Source organism: Aquitalea sp., assembly GCF_030150775.1.
Lineage (GTDB): Bacteria > Pseudomonadota > Gammaproteobacteria > Burkholderiales > Chromobacteriaceae > Aquitalea > Aquitalea denitrificans.
Map to the genome: position 1 here is coordinate 32,015 of NZ_JASLFG010000030.1, position 16,977 is coordinate 48,991.

The window sequence follows — 16,977 nt, forward strand, 5'->3', positions numbered from 1 at the left end:
TCTTCCTTACTTTTTCTTCTTCTTGAACATGTCCAGCATGCGCTGGGTGACCATGAAGCCGCCGAAGATGTTGATACTGGCCAGGAAGATGCCGATGGTACCCAGCACCGAGGTGAGGGTGATTTCGGAACCGTTGATGTCCACCACCTGCAGCATGGCGCCGACGATGATGATGCCGGAAATGGCATTGGTCACCGCCATCAGCGGGGTATGCAGCGCCGGGGTGACGTTCCATACCACGTGGTAGCCGACAAACACGGCCAGCACGAAGACGGTAAGGCTGGCGATAAAGGGATCGACCATCTTTGTTCTCCTTAGTTGGCCGCCGGGAAACGCACCTGGCCGTCGTGGGTCACCAGGGTGGCCGCCAGCAGGTCGTCTTCCAGATTGAGGGTGAAGCCTTCCTTGCTCAGCATCAGCGACAGGAAGGTCAGCAGGTTCTTGGCATACAGGCTGGAGGCATCCGCCGCCAGTTCGCCCGGCAGGTTGAACTGGCCCACCACGGTGACGTGGTTGTCAGTGACCACCACTTCACCGGGCTGGGTGCGTTCACAGTTGCCACCGGCTTCCGCGGCGATATCGATGATCACCGAGCCCGGCTTCATTGCGGCCACAATGTCGGCGCTGATCAGCGTCGGGGCCTTCTTGCCCGGAATCAGCGCGGTGGTGATGATGATGTCGGCGGCGCGGGCGTGCTTGCTCACCAGTTCGGCCTGACGACGTTTGTAGTCGTCCGACATTTCCTTGGCGTACACACCATCGCTGGCGGCTTTTTCTTCATCGGTCATCGGTACTTCGATGAACTTGCCGCCCAGCGATTCCACCTGCTCCTTGGTGGAAGGACGCACGTCGGTGGCTTCCACCACCGCACCCAGCCGCTTGGCGGTAGCAATGGCCTGCAAGCCGGCCACACCAACGCCCATGATCAGCACCTTGGCCGGTTTAACCGTACCGGCAGCCGTCATCAACATGGGCATGAAGCGCGGGTAGTAATGGGTGGCCAGCAGCACCGCCTTGTAACCGGCAATGTTGTTCTGGCTGGACAGCACGTCCATGCTCTGCGCGCGCGTGGTACGCGGCAGCAGTTCCATGGCAAAGGCGGATACCTTGCGCGCTGCCAGTTGCGGGAAGGTGCTGTTCTGGTACGGGGCCAGCTGGCCGATCAGCACCGCGCCGGTTTTCAGCTCGGCAATGCCGGCTTCGTCCAGCGGACGCACGGTCAGCACGATATCGGCCTGGGACAGCGCCTGGGCACGATCCGGGGCAATGCTGGCCCCGACATCAACGTAAGCCGCATCGGGAGCGGCGGCAAACTGCCCGGCTCCCTGCTCGACCACCACGGCGTGACCCATGGCAACCAGCTTTTTCACCGTTTCCGGCGTTGCGGCCACGCGTTTTTCACCAGCCAGCTTTTCAGCCGGAATAGCGATCTGCATGGTGTGAATCTCCTGCAATGTGAAATGACAAAAACAAAAAATAAAGATAGTGAACGCCCGTGCGAGGCAATTTCGAACGAGCGTTTGAATTATATTAAAACCATGAATGTTGATTTTGCGCAATGTTTTTACACAATTGCGACATTTGCCTACCATATACCGTCTGACAATCTGGTCAACACGGCAGGGTCTCCAGGCAGGATCACTGCAAAACAGGAGCAGGTACCGGCAGGGCGTCAGCATCACCATCTCCCGCCCTGCACCATCCGCCAGCCAGTTGGCAGACCGATATAAGTACAGGCAAGAGCAGTGCCGAGCATGGGAAAGCACCTCGTCGGAAGACACTAACGGTTCGCCAGCCAGCTTGTAAAGCAGGGTTAACCATTAACACCAAGGTGCTGTAAACAAAAATGAATTATCCGTGTAAGCAAAGGAGGATGCCAGGTGACAACCGGCTTATCGTGCATTGCACCATTGTGCAAAGCCGCTTGTCAGCTACCGCCAGAACAGCCTCGGCAGGCGACATGGGTGGACTTGGGGATCCACACACCCCGCCAAATATAAGAATATTATGAATTTCAATGCAGATAAAATGACAATCCCGCTGACCGTGATAGCCTGAGCAGCATCACGGTCAGCGGGAAAATATAGATGTGAAACTGCCGCATAAAAGCGACAGCTAGCGTACTCAAGCGTAATACACAACGATACCCAGCAGTAACAGTAGCGCATCCAGCAGCAACAGGTGCAGAGCTGAACACTCGCGCTGTAACAGCCGCCCCAGCCCGACCAGGCCAGCCAGCTGCAACAAGACAAAGCCCCACAGCAGAAGAGGAGACAGCGCATCGCTCTGCCACAAAAAGGCTGCGGCAACGACAGTCTGCAATACAAACTGCCAGAGTGCCGTCAGCATGGCCACACGTGTCAGCAGTGGGTTGTAACGCTTTCGTGCACGCTGCAAATCAAATGCAGGGCTGTTATCGCCAAGGCCATATGGCAACCAGCCCGGTGCCTTGAACCACACCTTCAATTTGTCCTGCCAACGCGGTGCACGCCGTGCCAACTGCCACAATGGTGCATAGCCGGAGGCTACTGCCCACAGTGGGTTCCAGCTGTTAAGCGGTGTGCGGGTGCCGTACACCGGGGCTTCATCCTCTTCAATGAAAGTGCCGAACAGGCGGTCCCAGATAATCAACATGCCACCGTAATTCTTGTCCAGATACTGGTCGTTCACCGCGTGATGCACCCGGTGGTTGGATGGCGAGGAAAACACCTTGTCGAACCAGCCCAGCTTGCCGATGTGCTCGGTATGAATCCAGAACTGATACAGCAGCACGATCAGCCCGGCCAGGGCAAACTGGGCCGGCGGCACCCCCAGCAAGGCCATGGGCAGATAGAAGGGCCAGCCCAGAAACGCCACCGTGCTTTCCTGCCGCAAGGCGGTGGACAGATTGAAATGCTGGCTCTGGTGATGCACGGCATGTGCCGCCCAGAACACCGCGCTTTCATGGCCGACACGGTGCAGCCAGTAATCACAGAAGTCGAACATGACAATGGCCAGCAGCCAGCCCCATGGCGTTGCCCACAGCGCAGCATGTGGAAGCAGGGCAAGATGTCGCCACACCAGCGCATACAGGCCGATCTGGAACAACATGCTGACACTGGCCACCAGCTGGCTGAGCAAACCCTGGCTCAGGCTGGCCAGCGCGTCACTCAGGCGATAGGTATTGCGGCCAATGGCCAGGCCGTAGCCGATTTCCACCAGCATCAGCAGCAGGAAAACCGGGAAGGCGTATACGGTGATTTGTTCCATCAGACTTGATCCGCAAGACATGGCAAAACGGCAGGAGAAGTGCCTGTACCCAACGGTACAGCAAAGCCAGGCGGAAGATTGTTGGAATTTTGTTGCGCCAAGCGCCAAGCTGCAGGCAGCCTGGCCGGGAGAAGCGGCTGGCAGGTGTTACTTGCCGATGCAGAAGCGGCTGAAGATCACACCCAGCAAGTCGTCCGGGGTGAACTGGCCGGTAATTTCCGACAGCGCGTTCTGTGCCAATCGCAGCTCTTCGGCGAAGATTTCCACCATTTCCCAGTCGGTATGCGCCAGCTCCATATGCTCGGCAGCACGGCGGATGGCATCCAGATGACGCTCGCGCGCCAGGAATACGCCTTCGCTGGCACCGCTATAGCCAATCAGCTCCAGCAGCCGCGCCTTCAGCAGGTCAACACCGGCATGGGTGCGGGCGGACAGGCGCAGCACGCTGCGGCCATCTTCTTCAGCCATGCCGATGCTTTCGCCGCTCAGATCGGCCTTGTTGTAGATGAACAGGCGCGGCAGTTGCGGCGGAATGCGCTCCAGAATGGCTTCCACTTCGGCAGTCACGCCTTCACGGCTGTCCACCAGCACCAGCGCCACATCGGCGCGCTCCACCGCCTGCCAGGTGCGTTCGATGCCGATCTTCTCCACCACGTCGTCGGTATCGCGCAGGCCGGCGGTGTCGATGATATGCACCGGCACGCCGTCGATGACGATTTCCTCCCGCACCGTGTCGCGGGTAGTGCCGGCGATATCGGTGACGATGGCAATATCGTCGCCCGCCAGCGCATTCATCAGGCTGGATTTACCCACATTGGGCTGGCCCACCAGCACCACGTGCATGCCTTCGCGCAGGATGGCACCTTGTCGTGCGGTGGCCTGCACCTGTTGCAGGCGCTGACGCAGTGTTTGCAGCTTGCCCAGCGCATCGGCCTGCTTGAGGAAGTCGATTTCTTCTTCCGGAAAGTCCAGCGTAGCTTCCACCAGCATGCGCAGGGTGATCAGCTCATCCACCAGCACGTGGATTTCATTGGAGAACGCGCCTTTCAGCGATTTGAGCGCGCTGCGGGCGGCGGTTTCGCTGGAAGCATCAATCAGGTCGGCCACGCTTTCGGCCTGGGCCAGGTCCATCTTGTCGTTCAGGAAAGCGCGCTTGGAAAACTCGCCCGGCTCGGCCAGCCGTGCGCCCAGTTGCAGGCAACGCGACAGCAACATATTGAGCACCACCGGCCCGCCATGGCCTTGCAGCTCCAGCACGTCTTCGCCGGTAAAACTGTTGGGGCCGGGGAAGTACAGCAGCAGGCCGTTGTCGATGGCCTCGCCATCTGCCGCGTAGAAATCGGTATAGGTGGCATAACGCGGCTTGGGTTGCTTGCCGCCGCTCAGTGCCGCAGCAAAGGGCAGCAGCTCACGCCCTGACACGCGGATGACCCCTACCCCGCCACGACCGGGTGCGGTGGCAATGGCACAAATGGTGACGGGAGCGTAGAGACTAGGCATGGCGGTTTCCTTGCTGCTGACAGGCTGACCGAAACAGCCGCTACATGGATGGCGACAGCGGCTTGGGTCAGCTTGCGTTGATTTTTTTACTGTATCAGAAAGAAAGCCCGGCCTTTATCTGGCCGGGCTTTGTCAGTCACTACCGTCCGTTTCAGGACTGCAGGGCGACTTTCTTGCTGTTTTCAATGCTCTTGTTGATGTACCACTGCTGGGCAATCGACAGGATGTTGTTGACTGCGTAGTACAGCACCAGACCAGCCGGGAAGAAGAAGAACATGGCCGAGAAGGCAACCGGCATGATCTTCATCATCTTCGCCTGCATCGGATCGGTCGGCGGCGGGTTCAGGAAGGTTTGCAGGAACATGGTGGCAGCCATGATTACCGGCAACACGTAGTACGGGTCTGGACGGGCCAGGTCGGTGTACCACAGGATCCACGGTGCCTGACGCAGCTCAACCGAAGCCAGCAGCGCCCAGTACAGGCCGATGAACACCGGAATCTGGATCAGCATGGGCAGACAGCCACCCAGCGGATTCACCTTCTCGCTCTTGTACATTTCCATCACGGCCTGCTGGAACTTCATGCGGTCGTCGCCGTATTGTTCCTTCATGCGTTCCAGACGCGGTGCCAGGGCCTTCATCTTGGCCATGGAGCGGTAGGACGCAGCGGTCAGCGGATAGAAGATGGCCTTCACGGTAAGGGTGAGCAGCACGATGGCCCAGCCCCAGTTCTGTACCAGACCGTGCAGCTTGGTCAGCAGCCAGAACAGCGGGGAAGCAAAGATGTGTACCCAGCCGTAGTCCTTGGAGTATTCCAGGCCGTCGGCAATCTTGGTCAGCACGCTGTAGTCTTCCGGGCCGGCATACAGCGGCACGGTGATGGAAGCGGTCTGGCCCGGATTGATGGTTTTCAGGTCAACCGTAGCGGCAGCAGAATACAGGCCGTTGTTGTCCTTCAGCTCGAAGTGGCAGGACTTGTCGTCCTTGCACACGCTGGCAGCATCCAGCGGCTTCAGGATCCAGGCGGTCATGAAGTAGTGCTGCAGCATACCCACCCAGCCATCGGTGGCGTTCTTGGTGTAATCGCCCTTGCCTTTGGCCAGGTCTTCGAAGGAAACCTTCTGGAACTTGTTGTCAGCGGTGTAAACAGCCGGGCCGGTAAAGGTGTGGGCAAAGCGGCCTTCGCCTTCCGGGGCCTGGCTATCACGCAGGAGACGATAATAGGCAGTCGGGGCAAGCGGCGTGCTGCCACCGTTGGTGATATCGAAGCGTACCGCGATATCGTAGCTACCCTTCTTGAAGGTATAGGTTTTCACCACCTGCACGCCATTGGCGGCCGGGGCGGTCAGCTTGACCTGCAGGCTGTCGCCGCTCAGGGTGTAGCTGGACTGCGTGGCAGTGTAAACCGTCTTGTGGGTGGGCAGGGCCGGATTGCTGGCAGCCACCAGGCCGGTCTGGGCCACGTACACGCGACCATTCTTGTCGGTGAGCAGCTCGAACGGCTTTTTGGCGTCCGTGGCGGAGTCGTGCTTCAGCAAATCCAGCTGACGCAGGTCACCACCTACGGTATCGATTTCGGCCTTGAGTACATCGGTGGTCACACGAATGCGCTGGCCAGCGATGAGCTTGGCTGCCTCAACAGGCTGGGCGCTGGCGGTATGGCTTGCCGGTGCGTCCGGCTGCGAAGCCGTTTGTGTCTGTGCCACCTGCTGCGGGGCAGGCTTGGGCGCAAAGTACTCCTGCCACAGCAGGAGGATGCCCATGGACAGAACGATGAAGATTATGAGTCGCTTGGAATCCATCTCTACGATACCGGAAAGTTCAGGGAACCGGGTCATAACCACTGCCACCCCAGGGGTGACAGCGCCCGATGCGTTTCATCGCCAGAAAGCCGCCCTTGCAGGCGCCATGCTTTCTCACCGCCTCGATCGCGTAACTGGAACAGGTAGGCACATAGCGGCACCGTGGTGCCAGCCATGGGCTGATGGCCAGTTGATAAAAACGGATCAGGAGGATGAGGAGGCGCGACATCGTGCCAGTTTAGCAAAGAGTGTAGACAAGGCGATGACAGCTTCTGCTCTGTCAGCGCGTGAAAAAGCCAGTTTGGCACGGACAATGTAGTCCTGTGCCGGCAAGCTTGCCTGATTCAGGCGAAACCACTCGCGCACGGTACGCTTGATGTAGTTGCGGCGTACCGCCCGTTTGTGGACTTTTCTGCCCACCACCAGGCCAACCCGGGCATGGCCCAGATCGTTGGGACGGGCATATACCTGAAACAAAGCCGTGCTGCGCGCTTGCCGCAAACTAAAAACGGATGAAAATTCATCCGTTTTTAATAGCCGGTGCACACGGCGAAAGCGATAAGTCATTACTGAACTTATACGGCCAGGCGCTTGCGACCCTTGGCGCGACGGGCGGCGATAACGGCGCGGCCACCGCGGGTCTTCATGCGAACGAGGAAGCCGTGAGTGCGCTTGCGACGGGTAGTGGAAGGCTGGTAAGTACGCTTCATGATAAAGAATTCCTGTTTCGAAACGGAAATAAACGCGTGATTTCACAAGAAAAACCGCCGCTTGTCAATGGCAAATTTTTAGCACACCTGTGGATAACTTTGCCGAAAACCGTTAGAATGTCGAAACTTAACGCACCCCACCCCCTGCGTAATTATTAAACGAAGCCGCCCGCCCAAGGGCAGCACGCGCGACAGGGGGATGGTGCAAGCCACTTGCCATGCATGAACACATGCCAGGGCTGCACCCGCGCCAGACACTATCGTCCGGCCATCCCACAGGGTGACAACCATGGCTCCTCCCGCCGCAACGCATATCGTCAACGGCGGGTTTTTGCTTTTACTTGCGTGTACTTAATGACCGAACTGGATCAATTCTGGCCTGCCTGCCTCGCGCGCCTTGAGGCCGAACTGTCTTCACAGCAGTTCAATACCTGGATCAAGCCGCTGGCGGCCGAAGCCAACGATGAAGGCATTGCGCTGTTTGCCCCCAACCGCTTCATCATGCAGTTCATCAAGGACCGTTTCCTTGGCCGCATCGAAGAACTGGCGGTAGAACTGGTGGGCGAAGCCCCGGTCGAGCTGCGCCTGGGCGCACCCAGCAACAAACCGCTGGCCGTGCCGGTAACCGTAGGCAGTGGTGAGCGCAAACCCGCCCCCGCACCTGCCGCCAACAGCATTCCCAGCCAGGCCAAGCAAGCGGCAGTAAAAGCCATTGGCGGCAGCCACGAAAGCACCCGGCTCAACCCCTCCTTCACCTTTGATACTCTGGTAACGGGTAAGGGCAACCAGCTGGCACGCGCTGCCGCGATGCAGATTGCCGAAAACCCGGGTGACCAGGCCTACAACCCGCTGTTTGTCTACGGTGGCGTGGGCCTGGGTAAGACCCACTTGATCCAGGCCATTGGCAACCACGTATTCCAGAAGAACCCGCAAGCCAAGATCCGCTACATCCACGCCGAACGCTATGTGGCCGACATCATGCGCGCCTACCAGCACAAAGCGTTTGACGAATTCAAGCGCTACTACCACTCGCTGGATTTGCTGCTGATTGACGACATCCAGTTTTTTGCCGGCAAAAACCGCACCCAGGAAGAATTCTTCTACGCCTTCAACGCACTGATCGAGGGCGGCAAGCAAGTCATCATGACCTGCGACACCTACCCCAAGCAGATAGAAGGCATGGAAGAGCGGCTGATTTCGCGCTTCTCCTGGGGCCTGACGGTGGAAATCCAGCCGCCGGAGCTGGAAATGCGCGTGGCCATTCTGATGAAAAAAGCCGAAGCCGACAGCATCAAGCTGGATCACCCGGTGGCTTTCTTCATTGCCCAGAACGTGCGCTCCAATGTGCGCGAACTGGAAGGCGCGCTCAAACGCGTGGTGGCCTATGCCCGCTTCACCAACCAGAGCATCTCGCTGGACCTGGTAAAAGAAGCGCTGAAGGACATCCTGGCCGCCGGCAACCGCCAGGTCACCGTGGACGCCATCCAGAAAACCGTGGCCGAGTACTACAAAATCAAGCTGTCCGACATGCACAGCAAAAAGCGCAGCCGTGACATTGCCCGGCCGCGCCAGGTGGCGATGGCACTGGCCAAGGAGCTGACCCAGCTTTCCCTGCCCAATATCGGCGACGCCTTTGGCGGCCGCGACCACACCACAGTGCTGCATGCCTGCAAGACCATTGCCGAAATGCGCAGTAATGACGCCGATATGGCGCACGATTACGATACGCTGCTATCCATGCTGCGTAACTGATATGTTGATTCAACCGATAACTGACTCTGGACACATTCGGGAGCCCGAAACATGCTGATCCTGCAAGCCGAACGCGATGCCCTTCTCAAGCCCCTGCTGGCCGTGACCGGTATTGTCGAACGCCGCCACACCCTGCCGATTCTTTCCAATGTCCTGATTGAAAAGAAGGGCGGACAGGTAGGCTTCCTGGCCACCGATCTGGAAATCCAGATCACCACCGCCAGCGCCGACGAACTGCCGGGCGAAGACTTCCGCCTGACCACCTCGGCCAAGAAGCTGCAGGATATCCTGCGTGCCATCCCGGACAAAACCACCGTCACCCTGGAACAACTGGATGGCCGCCTGACACTGAAAGCCGGCAAAAGCCGCTTCAACCTGCAAACCCTGCCGGCAGAAGACTTCCCGCTGCTGTCGGTGGGCAGCGCCAGCGAATCCAGCTTCAGCCTGAGCCAGCGCGAACTCAAACGCCTGATCTCCCAAGTGCAATTTGCCATGGCCGTGCAGGACATCCGTTACTACCTCAACGGCCTGTTGATGCAAACCGACGGCAACCAAGTAAAACTGATTGCCACCGACGGCCACCGCCTGGCCTTTGCCAGCGCCGACGTGGAAGCCACCCTGCCCAAGGCCGAAGTCATCCTGCCGCGCAAAACCATCCTGGAGCTGTACAAACTGCTGCAGGACAGCGACGACGAAATCAATATCGAAGTGCTGGCCAACCAGGTGCGCTTCAGCTTTGGCTCCACCGTCATCATCAGCAAGGTTGTCGACGGCAAGTTCCCCGACTACAACCGCGTGATTCCGCTGGATAACGACAAGATCTTCCTGATCGAACGCCTTACCTTCCTGCACGCGCTGCAACGCGCCGCCATTCTGGCCAACGAAAAATTCCGTGGCGTGCGACTGGTACTGGCAGCGGGTAAAATGTCCATTCTGTGTACCAACAGCGAACAGGAAGAAGCAGAAGAAGAACTGGAAATCGCCTATCAGGGCGGCGACCTGGAAATCGGCTTCAACATCAACTACCTGCTGGACGTGCTGACCAACCTGCCGGCCGATACCCTGCAGATGGCGTTTGGCGATGCCAACCGCAGCACGCTGGTGACCATTCCGGACTACAGCAACTTCAAGTACATCGTGATGCCGATGCGCATCTGATCAGCAAAAGCACAGCCAGAAGTGACTGCTGCCACAGGCAGCAGTTTTCGAGATTTTGAGTATAAGCGGCAAAGGGCGGTACAGCGCGGACGGGGACATCCTCCTCCGCCCCCTCCCCCACTGCAGGAAAGAAGCGGATGAGCGAACAGGAATACGGCGCGGATAGCATTAAAGTCCTCAAGGGTCTGGATGCGGTACGCAAACGCCCCGGCATGTACATTGGCGACACCTCGGACGGCACCGGTCTGCACCACATGGTGTTTGAAGTGCTGGACAACGCCATTGACGAAGCCCTGGCCGGCCATGCCGACACCATCAAGGTCATCATCAACCCCGACAACTCCATCACCGTATCGGACAATGGCCGGGGCATCCCCACCGACATCCACCCGGAAGAAGGACGTTCGGCGGCCGAAGTGATCATGACCATCCTGCACGCCGGCGGCAAATTCGACAGCAACAGCTACAAGATCTCCGGCGGCCTGCACGGCGTGGGTGTGTCCGTGGTAAATGCGCTGTCCGATTGGCTGAAGCTGAAGATCTGGCGTGATGGCAAGGTGCACGAAATGGAATTCCGCCGTGGCGACGCCGTGGCCCCGCTCACCGTCACCGGCCACAGCAACCACCGCGGCACCGAAGTCACCTTCCGCGCCAGCGAAGAAACCTTCGGCCTGGTGGAATTTCACTTCGACATCCTGGCCAAGCGCATCCGCGAACTGTCCTTCCTCAACCAGGGCGTAGGCATCAACCTGCTGGACAAGCGCAGCGGCAAGGAAGAAAACTTCGCCTTCTCCGGCGGCGTAGCCGGCTTTGTGGAATACATGAACCGCAACAAGACCGTGCTGCACCCCAAGGTGTTCCACGGCATTGGCGAAAAAGACGGCATGACGGTGGAAGTGGCCATGCAATGGAACGACTCCTACCAGGAAAGCGTCCAGTGCTTCACCAACAACATTCCGCAGCGTGACGGCGGCACCCACATGACCGCGCTGCGTCAGGTGATGACCCGCACGCTCAACCAGTACATCGAAGAACACGAAGTAGCCAAAAAGGCCAAGGTGGACACCACCGGCGACGACATGCGCGAAGGCCTTACCTGCGTACTGTCCGTCAAGCTGCCCGACCCCAAGTTCTCCAGCCAGACCAAGGACAAGCTGGTATCCGGCGAAATCGGCCCGGTGGTCAACGAAGTCATCAGCGAAGCGCTGAAAAGCTATCTGCTGGAAAACCCCAACGACGCCAAAACCATCTGCGGCAAGATCGTGGATGCCGCCCGCGCCCGTGAAGCCGCGCGCAAGGCCCGCGAAATCACCCGCCGCAAAGGCATCATGGACGGCCTGGGCCTGCCCGGCAAACTGGCCGACTGCCAGGAAAAAGACCCCAAGCTGTGCGAACTCTACCTGGTCGAGGGTGACTCCGCCGGCGGCTCCGCCAAACAAGGCCGTGACCGCAAATTCCAGGCCATCCTGCCGCTAAAGGGCAAGATCCTCAACGTGGAACGCGCCCGCTTCGACAAGATGCTGCAAAGCCAGGAAGTGGCCACCCTGATTACCGCCATGGGCTGCGGTATCGGCAAGGACGAATACAACCCGGACAAGCTGCGCTACCACCGCATCATCATCATGACTGACGCCGACGTCGACGGCGCACACATCCGCACCCTGCTGCTTACCTTCTTCTACCGCCAGATGCACGAACTGGTAGAACGCGGCCACATCTACATCGCCCAGCCGCCGCTGTACAAGGCCAAGCACGGCAAGCAAGAGCGCTACCTGAAGGACGACTACGAACTTAACCAGTACCTGCTGCAACTGGCACTGGAAAAAGCCGAACTCATCCCCGGCACCGACGCCGCCCCGCTGGCCGGCGACACCCTGGCCGAAGTAGCCCGCCAGTTCCTGCTGGCCCGCGCCGTGATCGAACGCGAAAGCCGCGTCATCGACCCGCTGGTGCTGGAAGCCATGCTCAAGTCCGGCCGCCTGTCACTGGAAAGCGAACAAGCCTCCAACAACACCATCGCCCGCCTGCGCGCACTGGTACCGGCGGAAGCCATCACGCTGGAACTGCTGCACGACGAAAAAAACGACGGCCACCTGATCAAGATCACCCGCAAACTGCACGGCAACGTGCTGGTAACCGTACTGGACCAGGACTTCCTGGAAACCGGCGACTACGCGGAACTCGCCAAAACCGGCGACCTGCTCAGCGGCCTGCTGCGTGACGGTGCCAGCGTACGCCGCGGCGAAACCGTGAAACCGATCAACGAATTTGGCCAGGCACTGGACTGGCTGCTGGCCGAAGTGAAAAAGGGCATGAACATCCAGCGCTACAAAGGCCTGGGCGAAATGAACCCGGAACAGCTGTGGGAAACCACCATGGATCCGAACGTGCGCCGCCTGCTGAAGGTACGCATCGAGGACGTGATGGGTGCCGACGACGTGTTCACCACCCTGATGGGCGACGACGTAGAACCCCGCCGCGCCTTTATCGAAGGCAATGCCCTGATTGCGCGGAATATTGATGTGTGATTTTGTCGGCTGACACCAAAAGTGAAATTTGTGTCAGATTAGTGAAAAAGTGCTGACGCAGATAATGAAAAGCCTACCGTAACCGGTAGGCTTTTATTTTTGATGAACTGGTTCGATGTGACAGAGATAATGAAATACAGCTGTTTTTTTAACGGCCGACGTCCCCCCGCTTTCAGTAGCAGAGCGCTTTAAAGTCCGACGTCACGGGCCCAGTGGAATGAAAGGGTAGATTTCACTTAGCTCATAATAATGGACATAGCCACTGCATTATCTTCAGCTTTTTGTATTTTTTCCTCTAACTCAGCAACTTTATTGGTCAACTCGGAACGCAAGGCTTCAATTTCCTCTGCTGCTTCTGTTACTTGATTTGCTTTATCTTGAATCGCCTTGGCATCGCGCGAAATGGCCTCAATAAAGGTCGCTGCATCTTCAGCAGAGCCGAACTCAAACGGTGAATAGAGAACGTATGGCTTAAACCACAGGATCGAGAAGAACGCTATGGCAACAGCGATGGGAAAGATAATGACAAATGAGGCAAGTGCAATCTGAATGCCTCCAGCGGTTTGAATTACTCCAACACCTAAAACCCCTTCTGTTAGCGACAGAAATAAAGATATAACCCAAAGGGGGGTCATGGAGCTCTTGTTTGACTGTTTAGAGGGTTTGTTATCCATGCAGATGGCCTAGTGAAATCTGATGCGAAATATACTGAATCCCCCCTGCTTCTCTACCTCTTCAGGGGGCATGACCGTTAAGTGAATACCGAAATTTCTAATATTCAGCAAAGATGATCCCTGCTCATTTCACGCTATCATTTTCACGTTTCTTCCCCCTCTGTGGAGAAAATAATTTATCCCGACTCAGCCCAAGACTCAAACCAGTCGGAAGTTTCTCAATAGCGATAAGTGCGACATTGTCGGTTATAATTCTATTATCGTTCAGAACAGCATATGACGGAAACCACAAAAGTGCTTCTTTGTCGAATTCATAGATTAATTGCCGCCCTATCATTCCCCGTGCTTTGAGATTCATAATTAATTTCGCTGCTTGAACTGCCGCAACTGGTAACGCATCGTGTGCCGCATAGTGCTGTTTTACATCCTTCCCTCTGAAAAGGAAGGACACCTGACAATCATCCTGATGCGTATGGATATCAAGCACCGGATTGCGCCGCTCAGCCAGCTTTGAGAGTAGCTTCCGAACCCATCCATGAATTGCTGCATAAGTGTTTTTGCCTGCCTCAGAAGCAATTGAGGTTATAAATGGATTCCAAACGATGGCCAGATAGACAAGGCTAAGCCTTATCAACTCTTGTGCGGATTCTGCTGCATTATGCGAAAGCTCTGTGTATTCGACCCGAAGTGGAGCATTGCTAATCACTTGCTCTAGCCACGCCACTTCTACTTCTCTTGGATCCGTCGCAAATTGAATCCAAGCATCAGCCGGTAATGCGGGGAGCATTCCTGGAGACGGTACTAATACTTTTGTATCGAGACCCAATCCTTGGAAGTTTAGTACCTCCCCCCCCACATAATACCCCATAACGGCAGCAATAAATTTTTTGCCGCCCTCAGCTACGAAGCTTGCACTTTCAAGAACTTGCCCTTTAGGCCTTCCTGGATCGTGATTGTGGAGAAGGATGTGTGGTGTCTTGTTGATTCGAGCTACCAGTTCTACTGGGTCGATGGGCACCAAAAGTTCACCGTCATCACCTCGAGTATCTGACCAGATCACCGCAGGCACAAGCTTTCCAAATACACCCTTCGAATGACGCCGAATTGCATCGTCTGCCCAATCACGAACAGCAGTTGTATCCAACAGATCAGACATAAGCACTTCCCGTGTCGTTCTTACTACTTTTCTAAGGAGGGAGCTTGATATGCAATCTACAACAGGACCGCTTCCAGCCTATATCGCGCTTTGGTGCTGAGTCGTACTCACTCCTAGCCTGAGAGATAGGTGCATTCTAGTGGCCACCGATCTGCCTTTAGTTTCAAAAGTCAGTATTTTCCGACAATTCACACCGGTGTCGAACAACGCTATGCTCCTCGGTGACAAAGTTAACTCCGCAGACATGGTGGACCTTCACGCTCGATGTGTCGAGACGCAAGGTTGGCTCCCGGTAATCGCGATCGGTGTTGACGTTGGAAAGGCTCATAAATGGAAAGTCCTCTTCCTGCTCCGCAGCCTTTTGTTTGGGGACCGCCTCCCATACCCAGTAATCAGTTTCGGGGCCATCCTCCGAATAATGACTTGTTTGTGCGGTGACCTGAGCACCCAATGGCAGATCAAGTTCCTCAACCCTAGCTGCGGAATGGAAGAGAACGACATTGCTGCCACCAGCGCGGCTTTGTGCGGATGGATAAATGATGCCGTCAATACGGGGAGAGGCTTTGCTAGCTAAATAATCAGCAATGGCTTGCGTGACTAAGTAGTCGAATACCTCATCGTCGGGCATGATTGGCATGGAAATGCGGTGGCTAAGCTGCTCTAAGAACTGGGCCTTCTCAAGTCTATTTTTGTATTCGGGGTCGAAGATGCTCCCGGGTACGATGATCGACCGTAACGCCTCAACATCAAGAAGGCTCACCGGCCGGATCAAGTCAAATCGCCCCATTACAACACGGCTTCCAACGGGGGGCCTGACCTCGGCCAGAGCCGCCCGAGGACGGGTGGCTCCATAGAATGCAGCAATACCCCGGGCATTCATCCGTCCTGCGGAGGCGGCTTGCGACGGTGGTGGGCCAACTTCCTTATCGGGCCGCGCGATTGCTTTCTCAAGGGCAGCATCGGACTGGAAAACGCGTGCTCGATGCAGTGCATTGATCTTCTCTCCAGGCCCCGCAACAATGACGATTCGCTTTTTCGATCGTGTTTTGAGATCACTTAATTCGTGGAACAGAACCTCAAACATGGCTTCGGCGTGCTGGTTGAAAAAACGGGTCTCTTGCTTGATGCTTCGCTCAAAGAACTCCCAGCCAGCTCTGAGCTCGGAAGGTTCAAGCTTACGCACCTCATAGTGAGCATCCGAGCAATAGGGGCTATCCTCACCAACTTGGTAGGCATTTGGATCACCGTACCGGTCATCGAGGACTGCTCGGATGTCTTCAGCTGGTTCCTCATCGATTATGGCAGCATCACCAATGACCGAGGCGAGGATATCTCCTCCTCTCTCCCAATCCCCCAAACCTTCTTTGCTCATCGCATAATCGTAGCCGGAAGGTTCGCTTGGGGTGAGTGAGTAGTGGTCCTCAATCACGCGTGAAAAGGTGTCAGCGAGATCACCAATGGTGATACAGGGTCCCTCTTGGCCGCAGTAATCACAGGTGGTAGCAACGCCATCACGGTGCACCTCACTCTGTAGGTAGCTTTCGCCAATACAGGCTGCACAGAGGTACTTACTTTCGGTTTCAAGTTCTTGATCAGTATCCATCGATACAGATGCTCCGAATAAGATCAAAGAGAAAAGCAAGGATTAACCTTGCATTTCTTATTTTAGCCAACTCAGACAGGATTCCGTACTGCACAGCAGTGTTGTTTTTCTGTCTTAGCCCCATCATTTTTGCAATTCTAGTATCAATAAACCGAACTAGTTTTACACGCCCCGACTTCCCTTTTTGACACAGCAGATGTTGCTTCATAACCTGACGATAGAACATCTATCTCCGGTAAAAATGAGCCCTTTTGCCCACCTCCTACATGAATTGAGGATGCGTTTTGGCATTCGTCAAGGAGACCTAGCTGAACTGGTGGGCTATGAGCAAAGCTATGTGTCTGCATTAGAAGTTGGTATCAAAGGACCACCACCACCCGCTTTCGTTAATAAGCTAATTAGTGCGCTTCATTTGGCCTCGCATGATCAGGAGCGTCTTCATGCTGCTGTGACAGCGTCGCAGCGCAAACTTGTGATTGATGTTGACGCGCCCCAAGAGGTGTATCACTTGGTAGCGGACTTGCACCAGCATCTAGCAACGCTACATCCGGCTCAAGTCCGCATGATTCGTGAAGTACTGTCGATGAGAGAGGTACTGGCTGAACCAGTGCCAGAGCCTGTACGCCGTTTGAAACGGCGCAAAAAGGAGGAAGCCAGAATGTAAAAACGGGACAAACCTTTCGGCTTGCCCCGCTGGTCCGATGTGGTGCACCGGTTTCGTCAACCATAGTATCTGTACCAATCCCGCCAGCGTCAAGCCACTTTCCACTTGCTGATACCGATTCGCTGCTGGTTGTTTTCCAGCGGCAGGGTGTTATTACGCCTGAAATCAGTAATACCGAAACC

General features: G+C 56.4%; 15 protein-coding genes. 4 read left to right on the forward strand and 11 right to left on the reverse strand.

Annotated elements, in window-relative coordinates; genetic code table 11:
- Nucleotides 1-6: 6 nt before the first annotated feature.
- The 8 genes from QVF59_RS09990 to rpmH all read right to left on the reverse strand — a co-directional run bounded on the left by QVF59_RS09990 (nucleotide 7) and on the right by rpmH (nucleotide 7,260).
- A complete protein-coding gene (locus tag QVF59_RS09990) occupies nucleotides 7-303 on the reverse strand; it encodes a proton-translocating transhydrogenase family protein (protein ID WP_045848133.1) in 297 nt (98 codons plus the stop codon).
- A gap of 11 nt (nucleotides 304-314) precedes the next feature.
- Nucleotides 315-1,436, reverse strand: coding sequence for a Re/Si-specific NAD(P)(+) transhydrogenase subunit alpha (locus QVF59_RS09995; protein ID WP_287879342.1), 1,122 nt, complete (start codon nucleotides 1,434-1,436; stop codon nucleotides 315-317).
- 688 nt (nucleotides 1,437-2,124) lie between these two features.
- The gene (locus QVF59_RS10000) at nucleotides 2,125-3,249 is read right to left on the reverse strand and encodes a sterol desaturase family protein (RefSeq protein ID WP_287879345.1); all 1,125 of its coding nucleotides are present in this window, start codon (nucleotides 3,247-3,249) and stop codon (nucleotides 2,125-2,127) included.
- A 147-nt stretch (nucleotides 3,250-3,396) separates the two neighbouring features.
- Nucleotides 3,397-4,749: a tRNA uridine-5-carboxymethylaminomethyl(34) synthesis GTPase MnmE gene (mnmE, locus tag QVF59_RS10005; protein ID WP_287879348.1), complete on the reverse strand. Its 1,353-nt coding sequence runs from the start codon at nucleotides 4,747-4,749 to the stop codon at nucleotides 3,397-3,399.
- 151 nt (nucleotides 4,750-4,900) lie between these two features.
- A complete protein-coding gene (gene yidC, locus QVF59_RS10010) occupies nucleotides 4,901-6,550 on the reverse strand; it encodes a membrane protein insertase YidC (RefSeq protein WP_287879351.1) in 1,650 nt (549 codons plus the stop codon).
- 19 nt (nucleotides 6,551-6,569) lie between these two features.
- Nucleotides 6,570-6,779: a membrane protein insertion efficiency factor YidD gene (gene yidD, locus QVF59_RS10015; RefSeq protein ID WP_045848138.1), complete on the reverse strand. Its 210-nt coding sequence runs from the start codon at nucleotides 6,777-6,779 to the stop codon at nucleotides 6,570-6,572.
- Nucleotides 6,755-7,117 (reverse strand): ribonuclease P protein component, encoded by a 363-nt coding sequence (rnpA, locus tag QVF59_RS10020; protein WP_159880382.1) that lies wholly within the window; start codon nucleotides 7,115-7,117, stop codon nucleotides 6,755-6,757. Before rnpA ends, yidD begins: the two co-directional genes overlap by 25 nt.
- Before the next feature lie 8 nt (nucleotides 7,118-7,125).
- Nucleotides 7,126-7,260, reverse strand: a complete 135-nt coding sequence (rpmH, locus tag QVF59_RS10025; protein ID WP_011137953.1) for a 50S ribosomal protein L34 — start codon at nucleotides 7,258-7,260, stop codon at nucleotides 7,126-7,128.
- Between the two features lie 354 nt (nucleotides 7,261-7,614).
- Between rpmH and dnaA the strand changes: the two genes are divergently transcribed.
- From dnaA to gyrB, 3 genes are all read left to right on the forward strand, one after another.
- On the forward strand, nucleotides 7,615-9,012 hold the full coding sequence (gene dnaA / locus QVF59_RS10030) for a chromosomal replication initiator protein DnaA (protein ID WP_159880384.1): 1,398 nt from the start codon (nucleotides 7,615-7,617) through the stop codon (nucleotides 9,010-9,012).
- A 51-nt stretch (nucleotides 9,013-9,063) separates the two neighbouring features.
- Entirely contained in the window at nucleotides 9,064-10,170 is a 1,107-nt protein-coding gene (gene dnaN / locus QVF59_RS10035; protein ID WP_287879373.1) for a DNA polymerase III subunit beta, read from the forward strand.
- A 137-nt stretch (nucleotides 10,171-10,307) separates the two neighbouring features.
- Nucleotides 10,308-12,698, forward strand: a complete 2,391-nt coding sequence (gyrB, locus tag QVF59_RS10040) for a DNA topoisomerase (ATP-hydrolyzing) subunit B (protein WP_287879376.1) — start codon at nucleotides 10,308-10,310, stop codon at nucleotides 12,696-12,698.
- A 236-nt stretch (nucleotides 12,699-12,934) separates the two neighbouring features.
- On the opposite strand, the gene QVF59_RS10045 is transcribed toward gyrB, so the two are convergent.
- The 3 genes from QVF59_RS10045 to QVF59_RS10055 all read right to left on the reverse strand — a co-directional run bounded on the left by QVF59_RS10045 (nucleotide 12,935) and on the right by QVF59_RS10055 (nucleotide 16,131).
- Complete coding sequence (locus tag QVF59_RS10045) at nucleotides 12,935-13,372, reverse strand: hypothetical protein (RefSeq protein WP_287879377.1); 438 nt, start codon at nucleotides 13,370-13,372, stop codon at nucleotides 12,935-12,937.
- Between the two features lie 124 nt (nucleotides 13,373-13,496).
- Complete coding sequence (locus QVF59_RS10050; protein ID WP_287879379.1) at nucleotides 13,497-14,528, reverse strand: hypothetical protein; 1,032 nt, start codon at nucleotides 14,526-14,528, stop codon at nucleotides 13,497-13,499.
- 163 nt (nucleotides 14,529-14,691) lie between these two features.
- Nucleotides 14,692-16,131 (reverse strand): RES family NAD+ phosphorylase, encoded by a 1,440-nt coding sequence (locus QVF59_RS10055; RefSeq protein WP_287879381.1) that lies wholly within the window; start codon nucleotides 16,129-16,131, stop codon nucleotides 14,692-14,694.
- 241 nt (nucleotides 16,132-16,372) lie between these two features.
- Between QVF59_RS10055 and QVF59_RS10060 the strand changes: the two genes are divergently transcribed.
- A complete protein-coding gene (locus QVF59_RS10060) occupies nucleotides 16,373-16,795 on the forward strand; it encodes a helix-turn-helix domain-containing protein (RefSeq protein ID WP_287879509.1) in 423 nt (140 codons plus the stop codon).
- Nucleotides 16,796-16,977: the final 182 nt, after the last annotated feature.

Bases quoted from the DNA above. Each gene is read 5' to 3' on its own strand.
- mnmE (WP_287879348.1), bottom strand. From the start codon at position 4,749: ATGCCTAGTCTCTACGCTCCCGTCACCATTTGTGCCATTGCCACCGCA.
- dnaA (WP_159880384.1), top strand. From the start codon at position 7,615: ATGACCGAACTGGATCAATTCTGGCCTGCCTGCCTCGCGCGCCTTGAG.
- rpmH (WP_011137953.1), bottom strand. From the start codon at position 7,260: ATGAAGCGTACTTACCAGCCTTCCACTACCCGTCGCAAGCGCACTCAC.
- yidC (WP_287879351.1), bottom strand. From the start codon at position 6,550: ATGGATTCCAAGCGACTCATAATCTTCATCGTTCTGTCCATGGGCATC.
- QVF59_RS10050 (WP_287879379.1), bottom strand. From the start codon at position 14,528: ATGTCTGATCTGTTGGATACAACTGCTGTTCGTGATTGGGCAGACGAT.
- yidD (WP_045848138.1), bottom strand. From the start codon at position 6,779: ATGTCGCGCCTCCTCATCCTCCTGATCCGTTTTTATCAACTGGCCATC.
- QVF59_RS09995 (WP_287879342.1), bottom strand. From the start codon at position 1,436: ATGCAGATCGCTATTCCGGCTGAAAAGCTGGCTGGTGAAAAACGCGTG.
- QVF59_RS10000 (WP_287879345.1), bottom strand. From the start codon at position 3,249: ATGGAACAAATCACCGTATACGCCTTCCCGGTTTTCCTGCTGCTGATG.
- rnpA (WP_159880382.1), bottom strand. From the start codon at position 7,117: ATGACTTATCGCTTTCGCCGTGTGCACCGGCTATTAAAAACGGATGAA.
- QVF59_RS10060 (WP_287879509.1), top strand. From the start codon at position 16,373: ATGAGCCCTTTTGCCCACCTCCTACATGAATTGAGGATGCGTTTTGGC.
- QVF59_RS10055 (WP_287879381.1), bottom strand. From the start codon at position 16,131: ATGGATACTGATCAAGAACTTGAAACCGAAAGTAAGTACCTCTGTGCA.
- gyrB (WP_287879376.1), top strand. From the start codon at position 10,308: ATGAGCGAACAGGAATACGGCGCGGATAGCATTAAAGTCCTCAAGGGT.
- QVF59_RS10045 (WP_287879377.1), bottom strand. From the start codon at position 13,372: ATGGATAACAAACCCTCTAAACAGTCAAACAAGAGCTCCATGACCCCC.
- dnaN (WP_287879373.1), top strand. From the start codon at position 9,064: ATGCTGATCCTGCAAGCCGAACGCGATGCCCTTCTCAAGCCCCTGCTG.
- QVF59_RS09990 (WP_045848133.1), bottom strand. From the start codon at position 303: ATGGTCGATCCCTTTATCGCCAGCCTTACCGTCTTCGTGCTGGCCGTG.